A 25,314-nucleotide genomic window follows, 5' to 3' on the forward strand; every position below is an offset into this window, starting at 1 on the left:
CGGAGCGTTTTATCTGAAATGCCTTGGTGTTTCATGCAAAACGCTTCGGTGTTCTGCTTAAAACGTCAAGGTATCTTGAAAAGAGATTATAAATGCTTTTTATGTATTTGATAATTAATGATTTATGGGCTATTTAAAAAATGTATGTCTCATTTTTTATCATTCAACAAATTACGGCTTACTTCTGCAAAAGTTCGGACATCTATCACTCTAAAACGTGAATGTTTGGACCGGATGTCGATATTTTCGTATTTTTGCAATAATTTAATAGGTGAGGGCTTATTTTTCGGCTCCTCCTGATTTATTTGTACTGATATGATCCAGATTTTAGTGATTGATGATGAAGATCCCATCCGCAACCTGCTGGCGCGCATGATTGAGCTGGAAGGCTACAAGGTGTGGAAAGCGAGTGACTGCCAGAGTGCATTGAAACTGCTGAAAGCACAACCGTTTGATGTGGTGCTTTGTGACGTGTTTCTCCCCGATGGAAACGGAGTCGATTTCATTCGGGAGATAAAAAAACATCGTCCGGAAGCGGAGGTGATTCTGCTTACCGCTCACGGCAATATTCCGGATGGGGTGCAGGCCATTAAGAACGGGGCATTTGATTACATAACTAAGGGAGATGACAACCGCAAGATTATTCCGACAATCAGTCGTGCGGTGGATGAGGTAGAAAAAAAGAAAGGAAAGGTCGCTCCTCCCGTATCCTATTCGTTTGATTCGATTATCGGAAGTTCCAACGGACTGAAGCAGGCGGTTGCGCTGGCCCGGAAAGTGGCCGATACGGATGTGCCGGTGCTGCTCACGGGTGAAACCGGTACCGGAAAGGAAGTGTTCTCCCACGCTATCCATTACGCGAGCCCTCGCAGTCAGTATCCTATTATGGCCATCAACTGTTCGGCTTTCAGCAAAGACTTGCTGGAGAGTGAGCTCTTTGGTTACAAGGCCGGAGCCTTTACCGGAGCCATGAAAGACAAGCCCGGCCTGTTTGAAGTGGCAAATCACGGTACGGTTTTTCTGGATGAAATCGGTGAAATGGCCTTCGACCTGCAAGCGCGTTTGCTGCGTGTGCTCGAAACCGGAGAATATATTAAGGTGGGAGATACCAAGCCAACGAAGGTGGATGTACGTATCATCTCGGCCACTAACCGCGATTTGAAAAAGGAAATTGAGAACGGGCATTTTCGTGAGGACCTTTATTTCCGCTTGTCGGTGTTCCAGATTCATCTGCCTCCGTTGCGTGAGCGGAAAGAAGATATTGAAATGCTGGCAGAGACTTTCCTGAAACGCTTCTCTACAAAGTTGAAGAAAGAAATCAAGGGGATGACTTCCGAGGTGGTGGACATACTGAAAGGAGCTGAGTGGCGGGGGAATATCCGCGAACTGAAGAACGTGATGGAGCGCAGTGCCATTGTCTGCGATGAAGAAGTGACCGTGCAGGACTTGCCGATTGACTTGCAATGTGCCGGAATGGACGAAGAGCAGGGTAAGGAAGAGTTTGAATTGGCAGTGATTGAACAGAAACATATCACGAAAGTGCTGCAATATACCAGGGGAAACAAAACAGAAGCGGCGCGTCTGCTGAAAATCGGCCTGGCCACGCTTTACCGTAAAATAGAAGCTTATCATATTTCCGTATAGGAATGTTTTTATCATTTTGATATTTCAAAATAATAGTGAGCCTTCTCAATTTGAGAAGGCTTTTTTTGTGCCTTTTTCTTTTACTATTTTTATAACAATTAGATTATCAGTTGATTATGAATCTCCTTTAAATTGTGGCATACCATTTGCCCTACGTATGCCGTGAATTTAACTGATTGTTTATCGAAAAAAAGAAAAAACTATGGAACTATTTACAGTGGGATTTTTAATCTGTTTGTTAGGCGGCCTCGCCTGCTTCTGGTTGTTTTATAAATGTATTGACTGGTTTGAACGAATTTGAAAGGAGAAACTTTTATGTATACCGCATTATTTATTGTGAGTGTCATCATGTTCGGCTATTTGATGTATGTGCTTGTGAAGCCGGAGAAATTCTGATAAAGTAGATATTGATTAATTCTGGGTATTATGAATACAGAAATTTTAGGTGTTGTAGCGCAAATTGTTCTGATGATAGTGCTAAGCTATCCGCTTGGAAAATATATGGCGAGAGTGTATAAGGGTGAAAAAGTCTGGTCGGATTTCATGCAGCCGGTAGAAAACCTGATTTTCCGATTCTCAGGTATCCATCCGCAAGAAGAAATGAACTGGAAGCAGTTCTTGAAAGCTTTGCTGGTGGTGAACCTGTTCTGGTTTATCTGGGGTATGATACTGCTGGTGATTCAGGGCAGTCTTCCGCTTAATCCAGATGGAAATGGCGGACAGACGGTGCATCAGGCTTTCAACACCTGCATCTCTTTCATGGTGAACTGTAACGAGCAGCATTATAGCGGAGAAAGCAACCTGACTTATTTCACGCAGTTGTTTGTCATTATGCTTTTTCAGTTTATTACAGCTGCCACCGGTATGGCGGCCATGGCAGGCATTATGAAAGCGCTGGGTGAAAAGACGACCAAAACTATCGGAAACTTCTGGAATTACCTTGTGCTGAGCTGTACACGTATCTTGCTGCCGCTTTCACTGGTAGTGGGCTTTATACTGATAACGCAAGGCACTCCGATGGGATTCGACGGAAAGATGGAGATAACGACGCTCGAAGGGGTTACACAGCATGTGTCGCAGGGGCCTGCTGCCGCTATCATTCCTATTAAGCAGCTGGGTACGAACGGAGGCGGATATTATGGGGTGAACTCTTCGCATCCGCTGGAAAACCCTACATATCTTTCTAATATGGTGGAATGTTGCTCTATCCTGATTCTGCCGATGGCCATGGTATTTGCCTTTGGCTTCTATGTGAAGCGCAGGAGACTGGGATACAGTATTTATTGTGTCATGCTGGCCGCATTCCTCATCGGGGTATGTGTTAACGTGCCTGCAGAGATGAAAGGAAATCCGCGCATGGATGCCATGGGTATTGCACAGGATAACGGAGCCATGGAGGGCAAGGAAGTACGTCTGGGAGCCGGAGCCACCGGTTTGTGGAGTGTGGCTACCACGGTGACTTCCAACGGATCGGTAAATGGCATGCATGATTCTACCATGCCGGTTTCCGGTATGATTGAAATGCTGAATATGCAGATTAACACGTGGTTTGGCGGGGTAGGCGTAGGTTGGATGAACTATTTCACCTTTATCATCATCGCAGTGTTCATCAGCGGCCTGATGGTAGGGCGTACGCCTGAATTTCTCTGCCATAAGGTAGAAGCCCGTGAAATGAAAGTGGCTTCCATGGTGGCCCTTCTTCATCCGTTTGTGATTCTGGTGGGTACGGCACTGGCTGCTTACCTGTATGTACATGCACCTGAATGGGTGGAAAGCGAAGGGGGATGGCTGAACAATCCCGGATTCCATGGCCTGAGCGAAATGCTGTATGAATTTACTTCAGTGGCAGCTAATAACGGTTCTGGCTTTGAAGGTCTGGGCGACAATACCTGGTTCTGGAACATCTCTTGTGGCATCGTGCTTATCCTGAGCCGCTTCATTCCGATTGTGGGTCAGGTAGCCATCGCCGGTTTGCTGGCGCAGAAGACATACATTCCGGAAAGTGCCGGCACACTGAAAACAGATACCGTGACTTTCGGTGTCATGACATTTGCAGTGATTTTCATAGTAGCCGCCTTGTCATTCTTTCCGGCACATGCCTTGAGTACAATTGCAGAACACTTTAGTTTATAAGAGAAAAATACTGAAACGTATCATTGAAGAAGATACGATAACAACGAAAGAAAAAAGATATGAAAAATAAGAATCATACTTCCCTGTTTCAGAGGGAACAAGTCATGGAAAGCTTGAAGCAGTCGTTCGTCAAGCTGAATCCCAGAATCATGGTGAAGAATCCCATCATGTTTACGGTAGAAGTTGCTACCTTAATCATGCTGGTTGTTACACTCTATTCGGCCACTCATACCTCACAAGGTTCATTTGTATACAATCTCTGGGTGTTTGTCATTCTGTTTCTCACTTTGCTGTTTGCCAATTTTGCTGAAGCCATAGCCGAAGCTCGTGGTAAGGCGCAGGCCGACAGTCTGCGAAAAACCCGTGAGGAAACTCCGGCCAAACTGATTGTCGACGGTAAGGTAAAGACCGTGAGCAGTTCGCAGTTGAAGAAAGGAGATGTTTTTGAATGTGAGGCGGGCGATGTGATTCCGGCAGACGGTGAGATTATCGAGGGACTGGCTTCCATTGATGAGAGTGCCATTACCGGTGAGTCTGCTCCGGTTATCCGCGAAGCCGGAGGCGACAAGAGCTCCGTTACCGGAGGTACCAAAGTGTTGTCAGACCGTATCAAAGTGACCGTGACTACACAGCCGGGCGAAAGTTTTCTGGACAAGATGATTGCGCTGGTAGAAGGAGCAAGCCGTCAGAAAACACCGAATGAAATAGCCCTGACCATATTGCTGGCTGTATTTACGCTGGTATTCCTGATTGTGTGCATTACACTGAAGCCGATGGCCGACTATTCTCACACCGTGATTACGATTGCTGCTTTCCTTTCTTTATTTGTGTGTCTGATTCCAACTACCATCGGAGGGTTGCTGTCGGCCATCGGTATTGCCGGGATGGATCGTGCTCTGCGTGCCAATGTAATCACCAAGTCGGGTAAAGCGGTAGAAACGGCCGGCGACGTAGATACATTGCTGCTCGATAAAACCGGTACCATCACCATCGGCAATCGTAAGGCTACTGCCTTCTATCCGGTGGCAGGTCTGGATAAGCATGCGTTCGTAGAAGCTTGTCTGCTTTCTTCTGTTTCCGATGATACCCCTGAAGGAAAATCCATTATCGAACTGGGACGTGAACTGGGAGTACGTATGCGTACGTTGCCTACCGAAGGAGCCCGCATGATTCAGTTTACCGCCGAAACCAAATGTTCCGGTATCGACCTGAAAGATGGAACCGAAATCCGCAAAGGTGCCTTCGATGCCATTCGTCGCATAGCACTGGAGGCCGGTAATGAATTTCCGGAAGAGACGGAAGATATCATCCGGAAGATTTCTGGCAATGGCGGAACCCCTTTGGTGGTCAGTATCAACGGGCAGATTGCCGGTGTCATAGAATTGCAGGACATCATCAAGCCGGGCATTGAAGAACGCTTCGAACGCCTGCGCAAGATGGGGGTGAAAACGGTAATGGTGACCGGTGATAACCCGCTGACTGCAAAGTACATTGCCGAAAAAGCCGGAGTGGACGATTTCATTGCTGAGGCCAAACCGGAAGACAAGATGAACTACATCAAGAAGGAGCAGGCTGCCGGTAAGCTGGTAGCTATGATGGGCGACGGCACGAACGATGCGCCGGCACTGGCACAGGCCAATGTGGGTGTGGCCATGAACAGCGGCACGCAGGCTGCCAAAGAAGCCGGCAACATGGTCGATTTGGACAATGACCCTACCAAGCTGATTGAAATTGTGGAAATCGGCAAGCAGTTGCTGATGACTCGTGGCACACTTACTACCTTCTCTATCGCCAACGACGTGGCCAAATATTTTGCCATCATCCCGGCTTTGTTCATGGTGACCGTTCCACAGCTGGCTCCACTGAATATCATGGGGCTGCACAGTCCTGAAAGTGCCATCCTTTCTGCCATTATATTCAACGCCCTCATCATTCCGATTCTGATTCCGCTGGCTCTGAAGGGAGTGGCTTATAAACCGATTGGCGCGAGTGCCTTGCTGCGCCGCAACCTGCTGATTTATGGAGTGGGGGGGCTTATCGCGCCTTTCATCGGAATTAAACTAATTGACTTATTTGTAGGATTATTTTTCTAATAAAACGGACAGTTATGAAAAACTTTATAAAATCAATTCGCATTACCATTGCATTCTGTATTCTTTTCTCTGTATGTTATGTGCTGATACTATGGGTTTTCGGGCAGTTCTTCGGCCCGGGAAAAGGAAACGCAGAAACGATTACCCTGAACGGGAAAGTAGTAGGCGCGGCCAATGTGGGCCAGGCCTTTACCAAGGATATTTATTTCTGGGGGCGCCCTTCGGCTGCCGATTATAAGGCAGATTCGTCAGCTGGCTCCAATAAAGGACCTACCAACGAAGCATATCTGGCAGAAGTGGAGGCACGGGTAGATTCTTTCTTGGTACATCATCCTTATCTGGATCGTAAGGATGTGCCGGCCGAGATGGTAACTGCCAGCGGTTCCGGCTTAGATCCGCACATTACACCAGCTTGTGCATACGTGCAGGTGAAGCGCGTGGCCGAAGCACGTGGCATGAATGAGGAGACCGTGAAGGCGCTTGTCGACAAGATGGTTGAGAAACCATTCCTCGGCTTGTTTGGAACAGAAAAAGTCAATGTATTGAAACTGAATGTGGCTTTGGAGGAAGCAAACCCCACGGTGAAATAAACGGATGAGTCCGTTCGTATCCTTGACATTCCGGACATGGAGTGTCGGGGATTTTTATTCGGGGGACTTTGATATGAGCTCTATCGAAATGAGATGGGCTTTTCTCAAAATGAGAAGGTTGCTTGGAGAGCATTTTCTCTTTGTGCGAATTTATTTTCTTGATTTTTAGAGGGTTATGATTATGGCTGATTTCACGGCATGACATTTGTTTGCTCAAGGGAAAAAACAAAAAAAGATTATGGATAATATTTTTGAATACGATGTACCTCGTAGCAAAGGCCGGAAACAGGGACTGATAAATACCCGGCTTATTATTTATATTTTGGGAGTGCTGGTATTGGTCGAAGCTGGACTGTTTGCTTTGTGTGCCGGGGTTTCACTTTTGTATGAAGAACCTGATTATATTTATTTTGTACAAACCATGGGTATCAATATTGCTCTTGGAGGAAGTATGGTGCTGGTGGGCAAACGAACCGATAACCTGATTAGTCGCCGCGACGGGTACTGCATTGTCAGTGTGTCGTGGCTGTTGTTTACGGCATTGGGGATGTTGCCTTTTTACTTTAGCGGATACATTCCTTCTGTGGCAGATGCTTTTTTTGAGACCATGTCTGGTTTCACCACTACAGGAGCGACCATCCTGGACGACATCGAGTCATTACCCTATGGGTTGCTGTTCTGGCGCAGCCTGACGCAGTGGATTGGAGGACTGGGTATTGTGTTGTTTACCATCGCGTTGCTTCCACTTTTCAGTGGTAGCAGCCAGCAGCTTTTCCTTTCGGAGGCTACCGGCGTGACGCATGACAAGATTCATCCCAAAGCGAAGATTATGGCCCGTTATCTGTGGCTGATTTATATAGGCCTGACGCTGGTGGAAACGATTCTGCTGATGTGTGGAGGGATGAACCTGTTTGATGCAATATGCCACTCTTTTGCCACCACGGCTACCGGCGGATTCTCTACCAAGCAGGATAGTGTGTCTTACTGGCATTCTCCGTTTATTGAATATGTGATTTCTATTTTCATGATTCTTTCCGGTGTAAATTTCTCGTTGTATTATATGGCGCTAAAGGGAAAGTATCAAAACCTGTTGAGGGATAGAGAGCTGCACTGGTTCCTCAAATCAGTGGGCATACTGACGGGAATCATTACCATAGCCTTGTTTGTGACAGATTATTATGACCTGGAAACTGCATTCCGCAAAGCCTTGTTTCAGGTAGCTACTACGCATACCTCTTGCGGGTTTGCAACGGATGACTACAACCTATGGCCTCAATTCACCTGGATGCTGCTCCTGTTTGCCATGCTGTCGGGAGGTTGTACGGGTTCCACAAGCGGAGGAGTCAAGAACCTGCGTTTGCTCATCATTGCCCAGAACATCCGTAACCAGTTCAAGCAGATGCTTCATCCGCGTGCCGTATTGCCGGTGCGTGTCAATAAAGAAGCAATATCCTCGCAGGTATCGGCTACGGTATATACTTTCTTTGCTACGTATCTGGTTTGTATTTTTGTGGGCTGGACGCTGCTGATGTGCTTTGGAGTGGGACTGACGGAAGCAATGAGTACGGTTGTGTCGGCTATTGGTAACGTAGGTCCGGGGTTGGGTGCTTTTGGTCCCGTGTTCTCATGGGCTGCCTTACCCGATGCGGCCAAATGGATATTGTCAGTACTGATGTTTATCGGTCGTCTGGAGATTTTTGGTATTCTGCTGTTGTTCTATCGTGGATTCTGGGAAGATAATTGATAGACAGGTTATGAGGCTGGGAATTATATTGTATAAAAGTTTGACGAAAAATGGAAGAAAGAGAGCATAACGTACCACATTTTCTGGATTTAATCCGTCGTTCTCGCCGTGGTAAATTCAAGGTATACATTGGCATGATAGCCGGTGTGGGAAAAACCTACCGGATGTTGCAGGAAGCACACGAGATGATGGACAATGGCATTGACGTACAGATAGGATATGTGGAAACTCACGGGCGTGCCGGCACAGAGGCGCAGTTGGAAGGATTGCCGGTAATTCCTCGCAAGAAGATTTTCTACAAAGGAAAGGAACTGGAGGAAATGGATCTGGAGACGATTCTTCAGCTTCATCCGGAACTGGTTGTGGTAGATGAACTGGCCCATACGAATGTGGAAGGATGCCGCAATAAAAAACGCTGGCAAGATGTGATGGAACTGCTGGATGCGGGCATCAATGTGGTGTCGGCCATTAACATTCAGCATATTGAGAGCCTGAACGATGAAGTAAAGGAAATTGCCGGCATCGAAGTCAAGGAACGGGTGCCCGACAGTGTACTGCAGGAAGCCGATGAGGTGGTCAACATTGACCTCACGGCCGAGGAGCTGATTGCGCGGCTCAAATCGGGAAAGATATATCGTCCGGAGAAAATTCAGACGGCCCTGCACCACTTTTTCAAGACCGAGAATATTCTGCAACTTCGTGAACTGGCCTTGAAGGAAGTGGCTTTCCGCGTGGAGAAAAAAGTGGAAAGCGAAGTGCTTCCGGTAGTGTCACAGCCGGCCCGGCGGGAGCGTATTCTGGCATGTATCAGCAGCAATGAACATACTCCGCGTCACATTATCCGCAAGGCTTACCGTCTGGCTTCCCGCTACAGCACGTCTTTTACGGTACTTTATGTGCAGACTCCCCGTGAGAGTACAGAGCGTATCAGTCTGGCTTCACAACGCTACCTGCTGAATCACTTCAAACTGGTGACGGAACTGGGGGGAGACGTGCTGCAAGTATTTTCGGAGAGTATAACTGAAGCCATCATAGAAACCTGCAGAGAAAAACAGATTACGACCATCTGTATGGGGCATCCTGCCTTTAAAATGCCTCAGACCATCTTTCAGATAGGGAAATACAAAAAGTTTTTGCAGGCTTTGGCCGAGATGAAAATAGATTTGATTATAATTGCATAAAATTCAATGAAAATGAATGGTATGAATATTAAAGCAAAAATCGCGCTTACGATAGGCGTGCTGGTATCTATGATTGTGCTGCTGGTAGCACTCTCTGTGGCTAATCTGCAGATTCTTACGGCTACGGAACCGGATAGCCCGGCTGCCGGTCCGGGATTGAACCGGGCCTTGATATGGATTACGGTAATCGGAGGCATTTGCATCTTGATAGGTATCGGTATGCTCATCAAGTTGCCTGCATCCATTAACTCGCCAATCAAACAGCTGGCCGATGGCATTCTGGAAATAGCCAACCATAATTACGATGTGACTCTGAATTTGAAAGGAGGCGAAGAACTGGTGGAAGTTTCGAAAAACTTTAACCGGATGGCCAGACGACTGAACGAGTATCATAACAGTACCTTGTCCGACCTGATGGCTTCCAAACGCTACATGGAAACTATCATCAACTCCATTAATGAACCGATTATCGGACTGGACAATGAAATGAATATCCTTTTTATCAATCATGAGGCACTGAATGTGCTGAACCTGAAGCGGGAAAACGTCATCCGGAAGTCGGCTCAGGAAATAGCCATGAGCAACGACTTGCTGCGCCGTCTGGTAAGAGGGTTGATAGAAGAGGGTGGAAAGGTGAAGAAGGAGCCGCTGAAAATCTATGCCGACAATAAGGAAAGTTATTTTCAGGTGAAGTACATGGACATCACGATGCCGGGAAAAGATGGGGTGACAATGGAGAAGAGGGGCAATGTGGTGCTGTTGAAAAACATCACAGAGTTTCAAGAACTGGATACGGCAAAAACCACGTTTATCTCTACTATCTCGCATGAACTGAAAACACCGATTTCCGCCATCATGATGAGTCTGCAATTGCTGGAAGACAAACGTGTGGGACATCTGAATCCGGAGCAGGAGGAGCTTTCGAACAGTATCAGGGAAAACAGCGAACGTTTGCTGAGCATTACGGGTGAATTACTGAACATGACACAGGTGGAAAGCGGTAAACTGCAACTGAAACCGAAGATAACCAAGCCAATTGAACTGATAGAATATGCTATCAAGGCTAATCGGGTGCAGGCAGAGAAGTTTGGTATTCAGATTGAGGTGGAATATCCGGAAGACAAGATTGGAAAACTCTTTGTAGACAGTGAAAAGATTGCATGGGTGCTGACCAACTTGCTGAGCAATGCCATTCGTTATTCTTCAGAAAACAGCCGGGTTATCATTGGCGCACGACAGGTGAATGGAAACAAGGAAATTGAGATGTATGTACGCGATTTCGGAAAGGGTATTGACCCGCGCTATCACAACAGCATTTTTGAACATTATTTCCGTGTGCCGGGTACTAAGGTGCAGGGCAGCGGACTTGGACTTTCCATCTCACGCGATTTTGTAGAAGCACATGGCGGTACGTTGACCGTGGAAAGCGAGATAGGTAAGGGTAGTTGCTTTACGCTTCGGCTGAAAGCCTGAAAAAACTTTTGTGTTAGGCAGATTTGAAAAACACGTGTACGAAGCTTCAGAGCAAGAATCCGCATAACAGCAGAAGGACAAGTATGACTAACCCTAGAATCAGTTTGATTTTAAAGGCTCGGCTTTGATCCGCTTGTTCTTTCTCTTGTGTCTGTTTCTTTATCTTCTCCAGCTTTTCCACGGAAAGTGTAGGAGGTATCTCCGTGTGCCGGCATTCGGTCATTCGCCGGCGCGTTTCCTTCATACGTTCCCGGTCGCGTTGACGGAGTTCCCTGTTTTCTTTGTCCCTCCGCATCATGTCGTGGATGCATCCTAATGTTCCCATTACGGTTATTATTTAGTGACAAGATAAGCAATAAACATCAATACCAAGATGATGGACAAACCGATATATCTGTATTTCTTGCAGAAAATCGTTGCGATACATAGAATGGCTATTAGTAGCTGATAGCAGATTTCTCCTGTCGTGCAGTTGCTCATAAATACATTCATGATTGCTACCCCAGCCATCATGAAGAGCAGTAGATTAAGAAGAACCTTAAAAATGTTGTTTATTATTCTGTGTACTTCCATTGCTCGGTTTTCTGAATAGTTATTGAATCGAAGTCGCAATATGACTCTATACAAAGATAGTAATTATGACTGTAAAGGACGAGTGATTATCCATCTAATTTTCAGATTCCTATTCTTTGTCTGTTTGAATGTTCGCTGAAAATTACTACATTCGCAGTAGAATCTAAATCCAGTGGTTATGAGCAAGCTATATCCGGTAGGAGTACAGAACTTTGAAGGTCTGATACATGATGGTTATGTGTATGTGGACAAAACTGCACAGATATATGAATTGTTTAATACAAATAAATACTATTTTCTGAGCCGTCCGCGACGCTTCGGAAAAAGCCTGCTGTTGTCAACCCTTGAAGCCTACGCACAGGGAAAGAAAGAGCTTTTCAAGGGACTGGCACTGGAGAAACTGGAGAAGGACTGGACGGTATATCCGGTACTACACCTGGATTTGAATACGCAGAAATACGATACGCCGGAATCACTGACCAACGTGTTGGAGGAAAACGTACAGAATTGGGAAGTACTTTATGGAGCATCTTCCAGTGAAATCGGTGTGGCCCGGCGTTTTCAGGGGATCATCCGCCGTGCCTGCGAGCAGACAGGCCGCCGCGTGGTGATTCTCATCGACGAATATGACAAGCCCATGCTACAGGCCATCGGCAATGAAGCCTTGCAGAACGAATACCGCGGTACCCTGAAAGCCTTCTACGGAGCTTTGAAATCCATGGACGGGTGCATCCGCTTTGCTCTGCTCACGGGAGTGACCAAGTTCGGCAAGGTCAGCGTGTTCAGCGATTTGAACAACCTGCGTGACATTTCCATGATTGACCAGTATGCCGAAATCTGTGGTATCAGTGAGAAAGAAATTTATACCTATTTTGAAGAGGATATTCACGAATTAGCCGCAGCTACAGGCATGAGCTATGAAGAAGCTTGTGCAGAACTGAAAACAAACTACGACGGGTATCATTTCACGGAAAATGCCATCGGTATGTACAATCCGTTCAGCCTGCTGAATACCTTTGCCAACCGACGGTTCGGCAGCTACTGGTTTGAGACTGGAACACCGACCTACCTCGTCGAACTACTCAAGCTCCATCACTATCCGATAGAAGAACTGGAACATATCGTCACCAGCCAGCCGGTGCTGGACAGCATTGATACGGCCTCAACCGACCCGATTCCGGTTATCTACCAGAGTGGCTACCTCACCATCAAGGGTTACAACAAGATGTTCGAGAACTACACGTTAGGCTTCCCCAACCGCGAAGTGGAACAAGGGTTCTTCAAGTTCCTGCTGCCCAACTACGCATCGGTGAGCGTAAGCAAGTCACCCTACCAGATTCAGTGCTTTGTGGAGGAAGTAATGGCGGGCAAAGTAGATGATTTCTTCGAACGGTTGAAGACCATGTTTGCCGACATTCCATACGAACTGGCACGCGACCGCGAAGTGCACTATCAGAATATCCTCTACATCATCTTCAAGCTGATGGGCTTCTACGTGCAGGTGGAATACCGAACCAACCGTGGTCGGATTGACCTGGTGCTCCAGACGCAGGACTATGTGTACATCATGGAATTCAAGTTGAACGGCAGCGCGGACGAAGCTTTGGCTCAGATTCGGGAGAAAGGCTATGCCGCACCCTTTGCCAAGGACAGCCGTACGGTCTACAAGATTGGTGTCAACTTCAGCGATGAGCTTTGTAACATTCAGGAAGTGAAGGTAGAGATGGGACAATAAGAAGAAACTACAAAACAAATACGTATGAAAAATTATGTGATGGCGGGTGCCGTCGTGTTGTCAGCCTTCTTGTTTTTTGGTTGCGGAGGGCAGAATAAACAGAAAACAGAGAAAGAAATGAATGCAGATACGATAAAGACCGTATGTACTCGGGTAACATTACAGAAAGATAGTTTGTTGGCCACGTTGACGCTGGACAGTATGAAGGTGACATGGATTCGTGACAATGCCAGCTCACGGTTGATGCCGCGTACTCTCTTTCCGGATGCGACAGATGCGCTGATGAACAGCCTTTCTCTTCAAGAGGGTATACCAGCTTCCGTCAGCACGTTTTTGATTGAATGTGATGGCAAGCGGATGCTTTTTGATACCGGTGTCGGTGCTCCTGATAGCCGGATGATGGAGGGCTTGAAATCGTTGAATGTAAAGCCTGAAGATATTGACTGCTTGTTTATTACCCATTTTCATGGCGACCATATCGGCGGAATGATGAAGGACGGTAAGGTTGTCTTCCCGAAGGCTGAGGTATATGCTTCAAAGGCGGAATATGATGCCTGGATGAAAATGCCGGCTGATAAAAGGGCACAGGTAGAGACCACGATGAATGCCTATAAAGACCGTCTGCATCTCTTTGCTTTTGGAGATACGCTTCCCGGAAATGTGCTCCCTATGGAGGCCATAGGACATACACCGGGACATACCGTTTATAAGGCGGGCAAACTGCTGGTAATTGGTGACTTGTTTCACGGGTTTGCCTTGCAGAAAGATCATCCGGAAATCTGTGCGCAGTATGACATGGATAAGACCGGAGCCATAAAAAGCCGCAAATACTACCTGCAATATGCCCGTGAAAACGGAGTGGTAATGGCAGGTATGCATTTGCCTGTTCCGGCTTTTGCGGAATAGGAAGACGCCGAATAGCTTGCTAACTTTACATATTGGAAAACGCCTTGAGGACATAATCGTTTCTTCAAGGCGTTTTCTATGTTTCCCGTAAGAGAACCGTATGTTCTTCGGTGCGGAACTATACGTTTCTGCTTTTGAAAACATACGGTTCGGGGTTGGGAAACGTAAAAATAAAACCAATATTTCTCGGAAAACGGAGCTTCGTTTTTCTAATCCTTTCCACAACTTTGAAATGCCGTTTCTTTTCCGTATCTTTAAAAACTAGATTTACCTAACAATCAGATACGTATGAAGAAAATGATGCTGCTTATTCTGCTGTGTGGTGTGATGCTGACGCTTAAAGCCACAGGGCAATCGGGCGATGTGATTCGTCTGGAAGGAGAAGAATGGGTTTTGATGGCAAAGCCGATAGGATACGATTCCCTGCTGTGCAGGCGGATGGGAGATTTTCTTCCGGAAAATGTTACTCGGTCTACGGGCAATTATAGCGGCTATACCGCTTTCTGGGAGGTGCGTGATGGGTATCTTTGCCTGCAACGGGTAGAAGCGGATGTCTACGATGAGGTCAGCAAGAAAGAATATACACGAATGTATGAGGTGAAAGACTTGCGGCCGATTTTTGCGGCCTATTGTCTGGCGGGGACAATTCAAGCCCGCTGGTTCAGTGGGGAACTTCGGGCCGGGAAAGGAGATGTGGTGAGATACGTGCATGATGGGTTCGACCGCAACATGGAAACAGAACGGGTGCTGACCGTTCGGAGCGGTAAAGTGCTGGAAACGCAGACTTACCACAATTACCGGAGAGCCGGATTGAATCTGACGAAGGCACAAGGGGAAATCGTGCATCGGTTTCCTTGGAAGCGGTTTCCTGAATACCGTGGAGAACGAATTCGTTTTTCGCTAAGTGATTTCCAGTTGACAGCCGACGGTCACTTTATAGACTGTGACGTACGTTTCATTTATCTGCGTTCTTCGCAGGAAATGATAAACGACGGGAATCATCCGCTGGCTCTTGCCCTCAAAGAAACGCTGAAATCCATTTATCCGTGGGAGGTGCTCTTCATCAACGGAAAGTACACGAGCGAATATCGGAATCTTACTATAACTTTGAGGGGAGATATAACGCATAATAAGGGTGATTCTGCAAAATACACGATTGTGGGTCGGGTGTATGGTGAATCCGTCCGTCAACGTCCTCCTTATGATGTGGTACATGCTGTGCTTGTTGGCTCCAATTTGAGCATGGTTGAACAACCGTTTCAAGGATGGCTGACAGATTCCACCGGCTGCTTCCGGATGACGGGACTGGAGGCCGGAACTTATCATCTGAAAGCTGAATATGTGGGACTCGCTCCTTGTGATACGGTAGTAACCCTCCCTTCGCAGCATAATGACACGCTGCGTATGGTGCTTCCTTTATGGTATGATTATATTTTGAAATATGACTGTTCGCCGGAGTTGTCGAAAGAAAATATCCTCAAGGGACATCCCAAGCTGCGCCTGGTAATACCGGAAGAACAGGAACAAAAAATCCGCACACACTTTTTCTGGATAAAGTACGGCGTGAGTTATGACGTTTTTTATCCATTGAAAAAAGATGGAACACTGGACTGTTATCTGGGTGTTCCCAATCATATGCTGACAGCTTATAATCAGGTGGTTTTTGATTATCTGGATAAGAAGTTTGGCACTTCATGGCGCAAGGAGGCTCCGAAAGGAATATTTGGTCTGGATAAATCTTTAGATGAATTTCGTGATTATAAATGGTTTATCAAGACTTTACATAAGGAAAGCAAATATCCGGTAAAGTTGCTGGCCAAAGGAAAAGAGTGTCTGCTACGCATTGAATATGCAGTGGACAGTAACGGATATGTCGTGCAACCGAAAATCATTTCTTGCAGCAACCGTTCGTTTCGGAAAGCAGCATTGGACACTTTTAGAAAGGTGATGAATGTCCCTACTTTATTGAAGGCAGGTAAAGATACACTTGTAGTTCAATATAAACTGAATTCTTCTGCTACTGTTAATCCGGATACTGATGTGCTGGTTATCGGCTATACACCGTGTGATAAACCGATACTGATGAAATAGATAAAAGGAATAATTGTTTTCATTAAAATGGAATGAATATGAGAAAAGAGATTGCATGTGTTATATTGATTTTGCTGGCGGCCTGTGTAAATAAGCCTGGACAGCCTGTACAGGAGGCTACCTCTACAGCTGTTATCGGAGGTGCGGACAGCATGACATCCATTGTGGTTGCTGATACCTGTGCTTCATTTCAAGATACAGTAACATACGAATTACGTCAGTGTCAACTTTGGTATACAAAAGATTTACCTGAAGCATATAACGGAGAAACCCGTCTGTGGACAGAATATGAAGTATATACAGAAAATGTGCCCGTGATTAATATATTTGTAAGCAATCCGACGGACATTCTGTTGGAGTTCGGACGGGATATGCGTTTCTATTTGTGGAAAAATGATAAATGGTGTCCGCCGGAGCAAAAGGATACCTCCTATACGATTGTATGGAATAGTGATGCGTTTATGATAGAGAAGGCTCCTTTGCTGTATTGCTTCCGTTATAAACTGAATGAATATTGCATTCCAAAAGGGAAATACCGTGTTCAGAAATCATTTAGTAGAGGTGATGAACGCATTCTTTTGACAGACAGTTTTGAGGTTAAATAAAAATGTGTGGAGTATGAAAAGCTGGTATATTTATTTCGTGGTGATGATGGCAATATGCAGTTTGGGATGCAATCGCACGGCATCAAAAAAACAGGTTATGCAGATTGGGCCTGCCGATGCACAATGCCTGAACTGTGATACGCTGGGGACTACTGTGAGGATGAATATGATACAGAACCATTATCCGCTTGATACGAAGAATGTGTATGCTATCCTATTGAATCCTAAGCGTAAGTCGCTGATTTTTGGTGGTGACTGGACATTGCAGAAATGGGAAAACGGTTCGTGGATGGGTGCAAAGATGAATGGAATGTATGGCTTTGGAGATGTAGGTATGCAGTTAAACTTTGCTCCTGATTATTATTGTTTTAGTTATCCTGTCTGTTGCTATAGAATTACATCCGGAAAATATCGGATTATTCAATCATTCCATGACGGGAGGGAAGAAATTACAGTAAGTGCCGAGTTCTGGATAGATAAATAACGGACAATTGTTTCACGGAAAAATCGATAATACAATGAAAGGAAGATGAGCAAACAGTTTATCAGGTAGTGGAGGAGATGCCGGAGTTTCTCGGTGGTATGTCTGCTTTAATGGAGTTTATCCGGAAAAACCTGCGGCATGACAAGGCTGAAAAGAGGGAGCGTGTCATCATTCAAATAGTAGTAGATAAGAAGGGAAATGCCACTAACCCTGTGGTGTTGCGGAGTACAAATCCGGCGTTGGATGAAGAAGCCTTGCGTATCGTCAGTCTGATGCCGAAATGGAAACCGGGCAGACAAGCCGGGAAGAACCGGAATGTAAAGTTTGCTTTTCCTGTTGCGTTTAAACCTTCTGTGCAGAATACAAATTAATTATCCCAATAGCGTATGAAAACAAATGCATTTTTTCAATTGTTTGTGGCGGTGGTCTGTGTGATGTGTGTTGGTTGTACAGGCAAGCGTAAGGCACAACCGGTAGATGTTCTGGCAAAGGAGACTCCTCCAGCAGTACAGAGTCCGGAAGTAACGGATGATACGCTTGCAGCAGAGGAGCCGGATACGGAAACTTCTACAGACACTCCGCCTCAACCGGTGGCGATGGTGCTGGAACCGGTGGTACGGGATATTCCTGTCGGCCGTCCTCTTTCTGCGGATTCGCTTTATATGCATACAGAATATGATTATTATCCTGTAGCGACTTCCAAAGTCAAGGTCTTCATTACCAGTCGTGCGAACCGGGAATATGACAGTGGAGAAGGGTACAGTCTGGTATATTACAATGAAGCACTAAAGCAATGGGAACCTCAGCCTACCAATCCGATAATCAACGATGTATTGTGGGTGTTTACGCCCGATTATCCTACAGACCGGCAGACTATTCAATTTTATACGGACAAGAACCGTCCCGGCAGGTATCGCATTTACAAATCATTCAACCGTAATACATGTACGGCATACGCGGAGTTTGAACTCGTATCCAAGGCTCAGCATCGGAAACTGCTTGACAAAATTAGCCAGTATGGGAAGGAACATCCCAAGGACCGTGTCATAGAAAACTTGAATACTTCGTTTTTTCGGGACAATGACACGTTGTATATGTCGTGGATGGTGAACTCGGAGGCATTGCAGAAAGAGTTCCGGCAGAAGGTGCTGAATTATGCGGCAATCGTAGTGAACGACGGAAAAGAGGATGTAGCTACTTATTTTACTCAACCGATGTGTACGGATACTTTCGGCATCAAGATGTACACGGAGAAGGCGGTGTATCCGCTGAATACGGAATCTGTGGCGGTGAGAATCGTAAACCGGAGCGGGCGGAGCATCTCAATGGGGTCGCCGTACCGAGTGCTTCGGAAGGAGGGAGAAAAATGGCTGTCTTTACCGAGAGCAACAGTTTGGACACTTGAAGAACGTATTCTTCCATCCAATAAGATTTATCCCTTTTCTGCCAGTTTGTATACGTCACTCCGTATGCTTACGCCGGGCATCTATCGTGTGGTGAAGAAAATGGATATTGGGGATAATTATCACGACTGGTATTTTGCGGCGGAATTCCGGATTGGCCACAAGGTGGAAGAACGGGATGCTTCGGACAAGGAGCCTTCTTCAAAGCCTTTGCAGGAAGTGGCAGAGGAAAAGGATCTGGATATTGCGTATGACGAGGTAGAGGAGATGCCGGAGTTTCCCGGGGGCATGTCGGCCTTGATGGATTTTATTCGGAAGAATCTGAACTATGACAAATCGCTTGTGCCTGAAACGGTTGTAATTCCTCGAGTCATCGTGCAGTTTGTGATAGATGAGGAAGGAAACATTATTCATCCGGTGGTGCTGCGGGGAGTGAATCCGGCATTGGACGAAGAGGCTCTTCGGGTAGTAAAGCTGATGCCGAAATGGAAACCGGGACGGCAAAGCGGAAAACCGGAGAAAGTGAGGTATGCCATTCCGGTTACTTTCGAGCGTGCCGCCAAAGTTTCTTGATTTTATCGGGGTGGTTTAGACAAATAAGTCTGTCAGAAATAATTATTTCTTTCTCAAAAAGTCGTTTTTAGGTAAGTTTTTGTATCTTTACGCTTGTAATCAAAACAAATGCCTATGAAAATGAAACCGTTGTTATGGAGCTTGGTGGTCACAGCCGTAGTGTGCAGTCTCTGTCTGTTCGTCACACAATGGATGGGCCTTGCCGATGATTGGCGCATCTTTGTGAGCGTATTCTTGGGGGTACTGTTGGGAAACGGTTGTAACCGGTGGTTGCAGCGTGCAGCTCATTGAAAAATTCTCAGGCAAGCGGAATACTTACCTGAGAATTTCTTTTTTCATCGGATAATCCCCGTGTCACTGTCCTTCAGCTGGATGGAGCGGTTGACAGCGCGGAACTTGCGTCCTTTAGTCAGTCGCCACGTTACGGTCAGGTTGACGAGGTTACAGGCGTCGCGACTGTAGAGGGCAGTGGTTTTCTGGAGGTTCCGGTTCAGGACTTCCGATTCGAACATTTTGTATTTGTGTTGAAAGGGCTGTTGCCAGATAAGGGCAAACTGCCAGTCTTTGTAGCTGTAGGCGGCCTTCATGGCGATGTCGCCTCCGCTGTAGCCTTTGGTTTCCCCTTCCAGGAAGCGGGAGCCGTTGTCGGCGTAGGCATGGAGGGAGAGGTTGCCCAGGTAGGCGTTGACGGCCCCTGTGAAGAAGTAGGACGTGTAGCAGTGCGTGTAGTCCTGGCCGAAGTTGAAGCAGCGGAACAGTCCCCCGTAGGCCGTGACGGAGAGCTTTTCCGGCATCAGCCAGTAGCTTGCATAGGCCATGGCGTGCAGGGCGTCAATCTCTTTCTGGTTGCGCTGGGTATAGATGAACCGGTCGTCGGACGTGCGTTCGTACACCGCCATGTTGGGGTGAGGACATTTCTTGTAGAAGCCTTGCGCATAGGCTTGCAGGCGGGTGTTGTTGTACGACAGCCGGAGGGTGTGATACGTCTCCCGGTTGGGCTTGAGGTCTGGACTACCTACGGTCCATTCCATGCGGTTGGTGCGAATGGCGGCATCGCTGATCATGGCCACCCGTGAGGTGCGTTCGTTCAGCTGGAAATTGTAACTCAGTTGCAGGGAGTGGGTGAAGTTGTAGTTCAGGGCTGCTTTCGGACAGAAACTCCAGTAATCGTACGAATGGGCTTGCTGACGGTAGTGCAGGTAGCTGCCTCCGATGCCTGCCGAGTAGCGGAGCTTGTCCCACGTTCCCTTGATTTCGGAGAACAGATACACGCGGTTGTGGTGCATGGGGGTGACGGAAGAAACATCGCCCGTGTATTCATTGTTCGTGTATTTCTGGTTGTAGTTGAGGCCGGCAGAAAGGGTAAAGGGCTTCAACCGGTTTTCATAGATGGCTTCGCTCAGCAGGGAGTAGGTGCGTCCGTCCACATTGTAACGGTAAGGCGAACCTTCGTCGTAACTGTCGGAGGATTGGGTGCCGATGTATGTGCCCACGGCATTGAGGGTAAGCGACTGCCGGGGGGTGAACTGCTGGAAGTAGTAGAGGTCGAGCACCGGACTGCTGCTCTGGCTTTGTTGCTGTTCGAGGGCGGTGTATGTCTGTGCCCCGTCTACAATCTGTTTCTGACTGAAATCGCCCGGCACGTGACTGAAGTCGCCGCTCAGTGAAGCCTGAAACACGTAGCGGCTGGAGTCGGCCAGGTTGTAGGTCAGTTTCATCTGGTTGCTCAGACTCCGGTTGCGCGAAGCGAGGTCGTTGCGCTGGATGGTATAAATGGAGCCGTCGTTCAGATGATAGTATGCGGTTTCCTCCGTCCGTATTCCTTTAAAATCCCGGTAGCCGAAGCTGTAGTTCAGCGACAGCTCACTCTTTCCTGTGTTCCATTTGCCGTACACCGTGTAATCGCCGTCGCGGGTAGTCAGTGCCTGGGTGAGCGAGGTTCCTAAAGTATATCCGTTGTCCGCCCGTCGGGTAGTGATGTCAATGACGTAGGCAATGCCGTCGCCATAGCGCACGCCGGGGTTGTCGATGAAGTCAATCTTGCGGATGCTTTTCGGGTCGAGCGACAGCATCTCTGCCTTGTCTGCAATGATGCCGTTGATACGAATCTGTACGCCTCCCCGCTGGTCGATGGCCGAGATGCTGTGGCCCACCTCGTCCACACGGATATTCGGTAAGGTGAGTTGCTGGAGCAGACTGTAGCCTGAGCGGGAAGAAGCTTTCTGCTGTTCGGAGGGGTAGAGTAGCAGACCGTCGGTCTTGTGGATAATCCGGTCGGCTTTGACTTCCACTTCGCCTAGTTCCACGGTGGGTTCTACTTCCTGCGCGAGAGTGGGGAGGGCCAGCAATAAAAGAAGAAAGATGCTGGCCAGAAATCGGGAGATGGTCAGCAGAAGCCGACTTTCGGTCTCCTGCTGGAAAAGTAATCTGAGTGTGTTCATTTGTTCCTGTGTGTAAATTTCAGGAACAAAAGTAGGAGGCTGTCACGAAGGCGTCAAAAACCGACGCTGACATTTGCCTGACAATTCGCTGTCAGCTTTTCAATTCGTTGATTTCCAGTGAATAGTTTCGTCCTCTGTCGGCCACGATTTTCAGCTGCGTATGCTCCTCCACAATGGGTTTCAACCGGCGGATAAGGGTGTAGAGCGTATCGTTGGCATCGTCTTTCTTGGGCCAGAGTGTCGCACAGATTTCCTCTTTCGAAATGGAGTGGGAAGGTGACTGCCAGAACAGCCGCATCAGTTGCTGTTGCATGGGGGTGAAGCGGATAGGCGTGTGGTCGGCGCCGTAGAAACGGTCGTCTGCATCCGAATACGTCAATCCCCCGAAATCTTCGGCAGATTGTGTACCATCTTCAGCCGGTTGTCCGCATCCTTCTACGGGTTGCAGCACCAGATTCTCTTTCTCTCTTCTCCGTAAGTACAGCATCGAGCCGATGGCCCAGAGGATAGCCGCTGCCATCAGTCCGGCAGGCAAGCGCTGGTCGGACATGCCGAATACGGCCGCTGCCGACAGACGGGTATAGCCTTTCAGGGCCAGTGTCTCGCCTGCGTGTTCGTTTCTTATCATCAGTGTATCGCTGTAGATGGCCTGTTCATCCGTCGAACCGCCCTGATATTCCTTGTCCACCACGTCGAACGTGAGGAAAGAGGTTTCCTTCAGTCGCCGGTTCTTCAGGTGTCGGCAGAACCGTTCATCGGACACGGCAATCAGTACCTGTCCGCGCGAAGTACGCCGGAGCTGCTTGTATGCCCGTATCGTATCTTGTGTCACAATGGACTCCTTCTTTTCCAGTAAAGTCAGTGCCAGTGCCTGATTCAGGTCGGCTGTTATTTCGTTTCGTGTCACGTGGTAGTTATGGCGTCCGGCTAGCAGGGAAGTCAGCATCAGCGCCAGAAACACGGTGACGGATAGTAGTCTGCGATTCATAAATATCGGGTTTGGTTTCTGCAAATGTAATGAATTCTGTGCTTCCTCTTTCTTATGGCGGATGAAAAATATTGTATTATTTATACTCCGTTTTGCTCCGGTATTCATTTGGAGTCATTCCGGTGGCTTTCTTGAATACACGAGTGAAGTGCTGCGGGTACTGGAAACCGAGTTGATAGGCTATCTGACTGATGGACTCCGAGGGGAGAAGCAGCTGTTCTTTGGCGATGCTGATAATTTTGTCTTGTATATATTCCAGGGCGGTTCTGCCTGTTTCTTTTTTGATAAGGTCGCCAAAATAGTTGGTTGACAGGCAAAGTTCGCTTGCGCAGTGTTTCACACTGGGCAATCCCTTTTGTGCGGCATTGTCTCCCGTGAAATATTGGTCCAGGAATGTTTCGAAACGGGTTAGAATGTCGCGGTGGGCATCCTGGCGGGTGATGAACTGTCTTTCGTAGAAGCGCAGGCAATAGTTGAGCAACAACTCGATATGGTTGGCAATCAGCCGTTTGCTCATCCTGTCCACACTGTGTTGCAATTCCTCCTGAATGTTCTGCAGGCAGTCGATGAAGGTATGTCGTTCCCGTTCCGAGAGGTGCAAGGCTTCGTTTACTTCATACGAGAAGAACGTGTATTCCTTGATAGTGCGTCCGAGGTTGGTGCCGCGAATCAGGTCGGGATGAAAGCACAGCGCATAGCCTTGCGGCTGGAACGTTTCGCCCGTATCTTCTATGCCGATCACTTGTCCGGGTGCCAGACAGACCACCGAGCCTTTCTGGTAATCGTATCGCTGGCGGCCGTAAATCAGGTCGCAGTTCTTTTCGTCTTTCAGAAAAATCACGTAAAAGCTGAACGTATGCCGCATGTGGTGCATCGGTTTGGCCTGTGAAAGATCAATCACGCTGACCAGCGGATGCAGAGTTTCTACGCCGAGCATGTCGTCGTACTCCGTAACGGTTTCGATGTTTAATAAGGATGTTTTCATCGTTTCTACTGTTTCTGACGACAAAAGTACGAAAGGATTCCGGTTTTTGGTTTTCGTTGTTCCTGAAATCCGTGTTTTCATGCAGGGATTCTGTGTTTTGTATAACAACGGATAAAATGGTACGGATTACTTTTGCCATAACATTAACAGATAAATAGTATAGAACTATGACACAGGAAATGGAGAGCCGTATGGCTTTGAAAGATTTAGTGGACCGTTATGCGACGGAATCGGATAAAAACAATCAGGATTACTATCGTAACCTGTTTCGTCCTGATGTGAAGTTGAAAGTGTATATGGGAGACAAACAGATTATGGATATCCATAATGTGGAAGATATGATTGCACAATACAAGGCATTCGGAGCTGCCAAGGCTTCGTTTCATCAAAACGGTCAGCAGGTAGTTGACTTTGTGGACGATACGCATGCCACGGGTATCTGTTATGCCATTGCAACGCTTGTGACGGAAGCAGATGGAAACGACCGGTTGACGATGTATGCCGTACGTTATTATGATAAATATGTGAAAGTGGATGGCCGCTGGTGGATTGCCGAACGGGAACAGCATTTTGTGTATGCAGCAGTTCCTCCATTGGTTTAACTGATATAAACGGAGTAAAGATGAAAAAGATTTTTTTATTTGTCTGGATGGGACTTTGTGCTATTGCGGGAGTGCAGGCGCAGGAACAGCATGACGGCTTGCCCGGCGTACCGCAGACAGAAGCATATGTGGTGACACCCGTTGATACGACCAGCGGGGTGACCGTCCGCAAGGTCTCTTTTTTACGCAGTAACCAGATTGTGCTGGTGGGCAATTTGTTCTTGCCAAAGAACTTCGATGGTTCGCAGCGCTATCCGGCTATTCTCTGTATTCATCCTGCGGGAAGTGTGAAGGAACAATCGGCCGGACTGTATGCGTATCGGTTGGCGGAGAACGGTTTCGTGACTCTGGCTTTCGATGCGGCTTATGCCGGTGAAAGCGGGGGAACGCCTCATTGGTCGGAAGCACCTTATGAGCGTGTGGAAGATATTCGCTATGCCGTGGATTACCTGGTGACTCTTCCGTTTGTGGATGAGCATCGTATCGGAGCGTTGGGCTTGTGTGCTGGAGGAGGATATGTCATTGCTACGGCTCCTACCGAGCGTCGTATTCGTGCCGTAGCCGGAGTGAGTGCGGCCGATATCGGTGCAGCCAACCGGGAAAGCTGGTTGCGTGGCCGTACGGTGGAAGAACAGATAAAGTTGCTGGAAGACGTATCGGCACAACGTACCCGTGAAGCACGGGGTGCGGAACTGATGAAGGTGTATATGTGTCCTGAACCGACCGAAGAAACGGCCCCTTCTTTCCGTGAGGGATATGAGTATTACCGTACTTCCCGTGCCTGGCATCCTCGGGCCGATAACTTCTACCTGCGCAGGAGTCAGGCTACCAAGATGGCTTTTTCTGCCATCGAAAACAGTTATCTGCTGACACAACCTGTCTTGCTGGTGGTAGGAGATAAGGCTGATTCCGAATGGCAGACAACACGTTTTTATCAGGCTTTGCCGGGAAAAGACAAGGAGGTGTTTGTCGTTGCAGGTTATTCTCATATCGACCTTTATGACAAGCCGGGAGCGGTTGGTCCGGCAGTGCAGAAACTGACGGATTTCTTTAAACGGACCTTGCAATAA

General features: G+C 47.5%; 23 protein-coding genes. 18 read left to right on the plus strand and 5 right to left on the minus strand.

The genetic code is table 11. From position 1 onward, the window contains the following. Positions 1 to 315: 315 nt before the first annotated feature. From DXD04_RS06735 to DXD04_RS06770, 8 genes are all read left to right on the plus strand, one after another. Positions 316 to 1,644: a sigma-54-dependent transcriptional regulator gene (locus DXD04_RS06735; protein WP_117671987.1), complete on the plus strand. Its 1,329-nt coding sequence runs from the start codon at positions 316 to 318 to the stop codon at positions 1,642 to 1,644. A 315-nt stretch (positions 1,645 to 1,959) separates the two neighbouring features. Next, the gene (kdpF, locus tag DXD04_RS06740) at positions 1,960 to 2,040 is read left to right on the plus strand and encodes a K(+)-transporting ATPase subunit F (RefSeq protein ID WP_117672085.1); all 81 of its coding nucleotides are present in this window, start codon (positions 1,960 to 1,962) and stop codon (positions 2,038 to 2,040) included. Positions 2,041 to 2,070: 30 nt separating this feature from the next. Next, a complete protein-coding gene (kdpA, locus tag DXD04_RS06745) occupies positions 2,071 to 3,777 on the plus strand; it encodes a potassium-transporting ATPase subunit KdpA (protein WP_117671989.1) in 1,707 nt (568 codons plus the stop codon). Positions 3,778 to 3,836: 59 nt separating this feature from the next. Further along, entirely contained in the window at positions 3,837 to 5,870 is a 2,034-nt protein-coding gene (kdpB, locus tag DXD04_RS06750; RefSeq protein ID WP_117671991.1) for a potassium-transporting ATPase subunit KdpB, read from the plus strand. Between the two features lie 14 nt (positions 5,871 to 5,884). Continuing rightward, complete coding sequence (locus DXD04_RS06755; protein WP_117671993.1) at positions 5,885 to 6,460, plus strand: K(+)-transporting ATPase subunit C; 576 nt, start codon at positions 5,885 to 5,887, stop codon at positions 6,458 to 6,460. 238 nt (positions 6,461 to 6,698) lie between these two features. Next, positions 6,699 to 8,204, plus strand: coding sequence for a TrkH family potassium uptake protein (locus DXD04_RS06760; protein WP_117671995.1), 1,506 nt, complete (start codon positions 6,699 to 6,701; stop codon positions 8,202 to 8,204). Positions 8,205 to 8,254: 50 nt separating this feature from the next. Further along, a complete protein-coding gene (locus tag DXD04_RS06765; RefSeq protein ID WP_117671997.1) occupies positions 8,255 to 9,385 on the plus strand; it encodes a sensor protein KdpD in 1,131 nt (376 codons plus the stop codon). Positions 9,386 to 9,406: 21 nt separating this feature from the next. Further along, positions 9,407 to 10,858: a HAMP domain-containing sensor histidine kinase gene (locus DXD04_RS06770; RefSeq protein ID WP_178287966.1), complete on the plus strand. Its 1,452-nt coding sequence runs from the start codon at positions 9,407 to 9,409 to the stop codon at positions 10,856 to 10,858. A 46-nt stretch (positions 10,859 to 10,904) separates the two neighbouring features. Here the strand turns inward: DXD04_RS06770 and DXD04_RS06775 are convergent, their stop codons facing one another. Then, positions 10,905 to 11,183, minus strand: coding sequence for a hypothetical protein (locus DXD04_RS06775; RefSeq protein WP_117672001.1), 279 nt, complete (start codon positions 11,181 to 11,183; stop codon positions 10,905 to 10,907). Between the two features lie 8 nt (positions 11,184 to 11,191). Next, on the minus strand, positions 11,192 to 11,431 hold the full coding sequence (locus DXD04_RS06780) for a hypothetical protein (RefSeq protein ID WP_117701962.1): 240 nt from the start codon (positions 11,429 to 11,431) through the stop codon (positions 11,192 to 11,194). A 178-nt stretch (positions 11,432 to 11,609) separates the two neighbouring features. Here DXD04_RS06780 and DXD04_RS06785 point away from each other — a divergent pair, with 178 nt between their 5' ends. The 8 genes from DXD04_RS06785 to DXD04_RS16665 all read left to right on the plus strand — a co-directional run bounded on the left by DXD04_RS06785 (position 11,610) and on the right by DXD04_RS16665 (position 19,519). Then, positions 11,610 to 13,166 (plus strand): ATP-binding protein, encoded by a 1,557-nt coding sequence (locus DXD04_RS06785; protein WP_117672005.1) that lies wholly within the window; start codon positions 11,610 to 11,612, stop codon positions 13,164 to 13,166. Between the two features lie 24 nt (positions 13,167 to 13,190). After that, a complete protein-coding gene (locus DXD04_RS06790) occupies positions 13,191 to 14,072 on the plus strand; it encodes an MBL fold metallo-hydrolase (protein ID WP_117672007.1) in 882 nt (293 codons plus the stop codon). Between the two features lie 288 nt (positions 14,073 to 14,360). After that, the gene (locus DXD04_RS06795; protein WP_117672009.1) at positions 14,361 to 16,163 is read left to right on the plus strand and encodes an FEKKY domain-containing protein; all 1,803 of its coding nucleotides are present in this window, start codon (positions 14,361 to 14,363) and stop codon (positions 16,161 to 16,163) included. Between the two features lie 38 nt (positions 16,164 to 16,201). Next, positions 16,202 to 16,768: an immunoglobulin-like domain-containing protein gene (locus DXD04_RS06800; RefSeq protein ID WP_229035392.1), complete on the plus strand. Its 567-nt coding sequence runs from the start codon at positions 16,202 to 16,204 to the stop codon at positions 16,766 to 16,768. 13 nt (positions 16,769 to 16,781) lie between these two features. Next, positions 16,782 to 17,252: an immunoglobulin-like domain-containing protein gene (locus DXD04_RS06805; protein WP_117672013.1), complete on the plus strand. Its 471-nt coding sequence runs from the start codon at positions 16,782 to 16,784 to the stop codon at positions 17,250 to 17,252. 77 nt (positions 17,253 to 17,329) lie between these two features. Continuing rightward, positions 17,330 to 17,623 carry an energy transducer TonB gene (locus DXD04_RS06810; protein WP_229035393.1) on the plus strand — a complete coding sequence of 98 codons (294 nt, stop codon included), beginning with the start codon at positions 17,330 to 17,332 and terminating at the stop codon, positions 17,621 to 17,623. A gap of 15 nt (positions 17,624 to 17,638) precedes the next feature. Next, a complete protein-coding gene (locus DXD04_RS06815; protein ID WP_117672015.1) occupies positions 17,639 to 19,228 on the plus strand; it encodes an energy transducer TonB in 1,590 nt (529 codons plus the stop codon). Positions 19,229 to 19,342: 114 nt separating this feature from the next. Continuing rightward, complete coding sequence (locus tag DXD04_RS16665; RefSeq protein WP_177298469.1) at positions 19,343 to 19,519, plus strand: hypothetical protein; 177 nt, start codon at positions 19,343 to 19,345, stop codon at positions 19,517 to 19,519. Positions 19,520 to 19,563: 44 nt separating this feature from the next. On the opposite strand, the gene DXD04_RS06825 is transcribed toward DXD04_RS16665, so the two are convergent. From DXD04_RS06825 to DXD04_RS06835, 3 genes are all read right to left on the minus strand, one after another. Continuing rightward, positions 19,564 to 21,669, minus strand: a complete 2,106-nt coding sequence (locus DXD04_RS06825) for a porin family protein (RefSeq protein ID WP_117672020.1) — start codon at positions 21,667 to 21,669, stop codon at positions 19,564 to 19,566. Between the two features lie 91 nt (positions 21,670 to 21,760). Continuing rightward, positions 21,761 to 22,657: a helix-turn-helix domain-containing protein gene (locus tag DXD04_RS06830; protein ID WP_181977458.1), complete on the minus strand. Its 897-nt coding sequence runs from the start codon at positions 22,655 to 22,657 to the stop codon at positions 21,761 to 21,763. A 76-nt stretch (positions 22,658 to 22,733) separates the two neighbouring features. Continuing rightward, on the minus strand, positions 22,734 to 23,642 hold the full coding sequence (locus DXD04_RS06835) for a helix-turn-helix domain-containing protein (protein ID WP_117672087.1): 909 nt from the start codon (positions 23,640 to 23,642) through the stop codon (positions 22,734 to 22,736). Positions 23,643 to 23,809: 167 nt separating this feature from the next. Here DXD04_RS06835 and DXD04_RS06840 point away from each other — a divergent pair, with 167 nt between their 5' ends. Both DXD04_RS06840 and DXD04_RS06845 read left to right on the plus strand, forming a co-directional pair. Beyond that, entirely contained in the window at positions 23,810 to 24,244 is a 435-nt protein-coding gene (locus DXD04_RS06840) for a nuclear transport factor 2 family protein (protein ID WP_117672024.1), read from the plus strand. 20 nt (positions 24,245 to 24,264) lie between these two features. Further along, positions 24,265 to 25,314, plus strand: coding sequence for an alpha/beta hydrolase (locus DXD04_RS06845; RefSeq protein WP_117672026.1), 1,050 nt, complete (start codon positions 24,265 to 24,267; stop codon positions 25,312 to 25,314).

This window comes from Phocaeicola plebeius, from assembly GCF_003437535.1.
Classification (GTDB): Bacteria; Bacteroidota; Bacteroidia; order Bacteroidales; family Bacteroidaceae; genus Phocaeicola; species Phocaeicola plebeius_A.

Coding starts and splice junctions, on each gene's coding strand:
- DXD04_RS06800 (WP_229035392.1), top strand. CDS start 16,202: ATGAGAAAAGAGATTGCATGTGTTATATTGATTTTGCTGGCGGCCTGT.
- DXD04_RS06790 (WP_117672007.1), top strand. CDS start 13,191: ATGAAAAATTATGTGATGGCGGGTGCCGTCGTGTTGTCAGCCTTCTTG.
- DXD04_RS06805 (WP_117672013.1), top strand. CDS start 16,782: ATGAAAAGCTGGTATATTTATTTCGTGGTGATGATGGCAATATGCAGT.
- DXD04_RS06760 (WP_117671995.1), top strand. CDS start 6,699: ATGGATAATATTTTTGAATACGATGTACCTCGTAGCAAAGGCCGGAAA.
- DXD04_RS06770 (WP_178287966.1), top strand. CDS start 9,407: ATGAATATTAAAGCAAAAATCGCGCTTACGATAGGCGTGCTGGTATCT.
- DXD04_RS16665 (WP_177298469.1), top strand. CDS start 19,343: ATGAAAATGAAACCGTTGTTATGGAGCTTGGTGGTCACAGCCGTAGTG.
- DXD04_RS06840 (WP_117672024.1), top strand. CDS start 23,810: ATGACACAGGAAATGGAGAGCCGTATGGCTTTGAAAGATTTAGTGGAC.
- DXD04_RS06835 (WP_117672087.1), bottom strand. CDS start 23,642: ATGAAAACATCCTTATTAAACATCGAAACCGTTACGGAGTACGACGAC.
- DXD04_RS06825 (WP_117672020.1), bottom strand. CDS start 21,669: ATGAACACACTCAGATTACTTTTCCAGCAGGAGACCGAAAGTCGGCTT.
- DXD04_RS06780 (WP_117701962.1), bottom strand. CDS start 11,431: ATGGAAGTACACAGAATAATAAACAACATTTTTAAGGTTCTTCTTAAT.
- DXD04_RS06765 (WP_117671997.1), top strand. CDS start 8,255: ATGGAAGAAAGAGAGCATAACGTACCACATTTTCTGGATTTAATCCGT.
- DXD04_RS06845 (WP_117672026.1), top strand. CDS start 24,265: ATGAAAAAGATTTTTTTATTTGTCTGGATGGGACTTTGTGCTATTGCG.
- DXD04_RS06785 (WP_117672005.1), top strand. CDS start 11,610: ATGAGCAAGCTATATCCGGTAGGAGTACAGAACTTTGAAGGTCTGATA.
- DXD04_RS06830 (WP_181977458.1), bottom strand. CDS start 22,657: ATGAATCGCAGACTACTATCCGTCACCGTGTTTCTGGCGCTGATGCTG.
- kdpF (WP_117672085.1), top strand. CDS start 1,960: ATGTATACCGCATTATTTATTGTGAGTGTCATCATGTTCGGCTATTTG.
- DXD04_RS06775 (WP_117672001.1), bottom strand. CDS start 11,183: ATGGGAACATTAGGATGCATCCACGACATGATGCGGAGGGACAAAGAA.
- DXD04_RS06735 (WP_117671987.1), top strand. CDS start 316: ATGATCCAGATTTTAGTGATTGATGATGAAGATCCCATCCGCAACCTG.
- DXD04_RS06755 (WP_117671993.1), top strand. CDS start 5,885: ATGAAAAACTTTATAAAATCAATTCGCATTACCATTGCATTCTGTATT.
- kdpA (WP_117671989.1), top strand. CDS start 2,071: ATGAATACAGAAATTTTAGGTGTTGTAGCGCAAATTGTTCTGATGATA.
- DXD04_RS06810 (WP_229035393.1), top strand. CDS start 17,330: ATGCCGGAGTTTCTCGGTGGTATGTCTGCTTTAATGGAGTTTATCCGG.
- DXD04_RS06795 (WP_117672009.1), top strand. CDS start 14,361: ATGAAGAAAATGATGCTGCTTATTCTGCTGTGTGGTGTGATGCTGACG.
- DXD04_RS06815 (WP_117672015.1), top strand. CDS start 17,639: ATGAAAACAAATGCATTTTTTCAATTGTTTGTGGCGGTGGTCTGTGTG.
- kdpB (WP_117671991.1), top strand. CDS start 3,837: ATGAAAAATAAGAATCATACTTCCCTGTTTCAGAGGGAACAAGTCATG.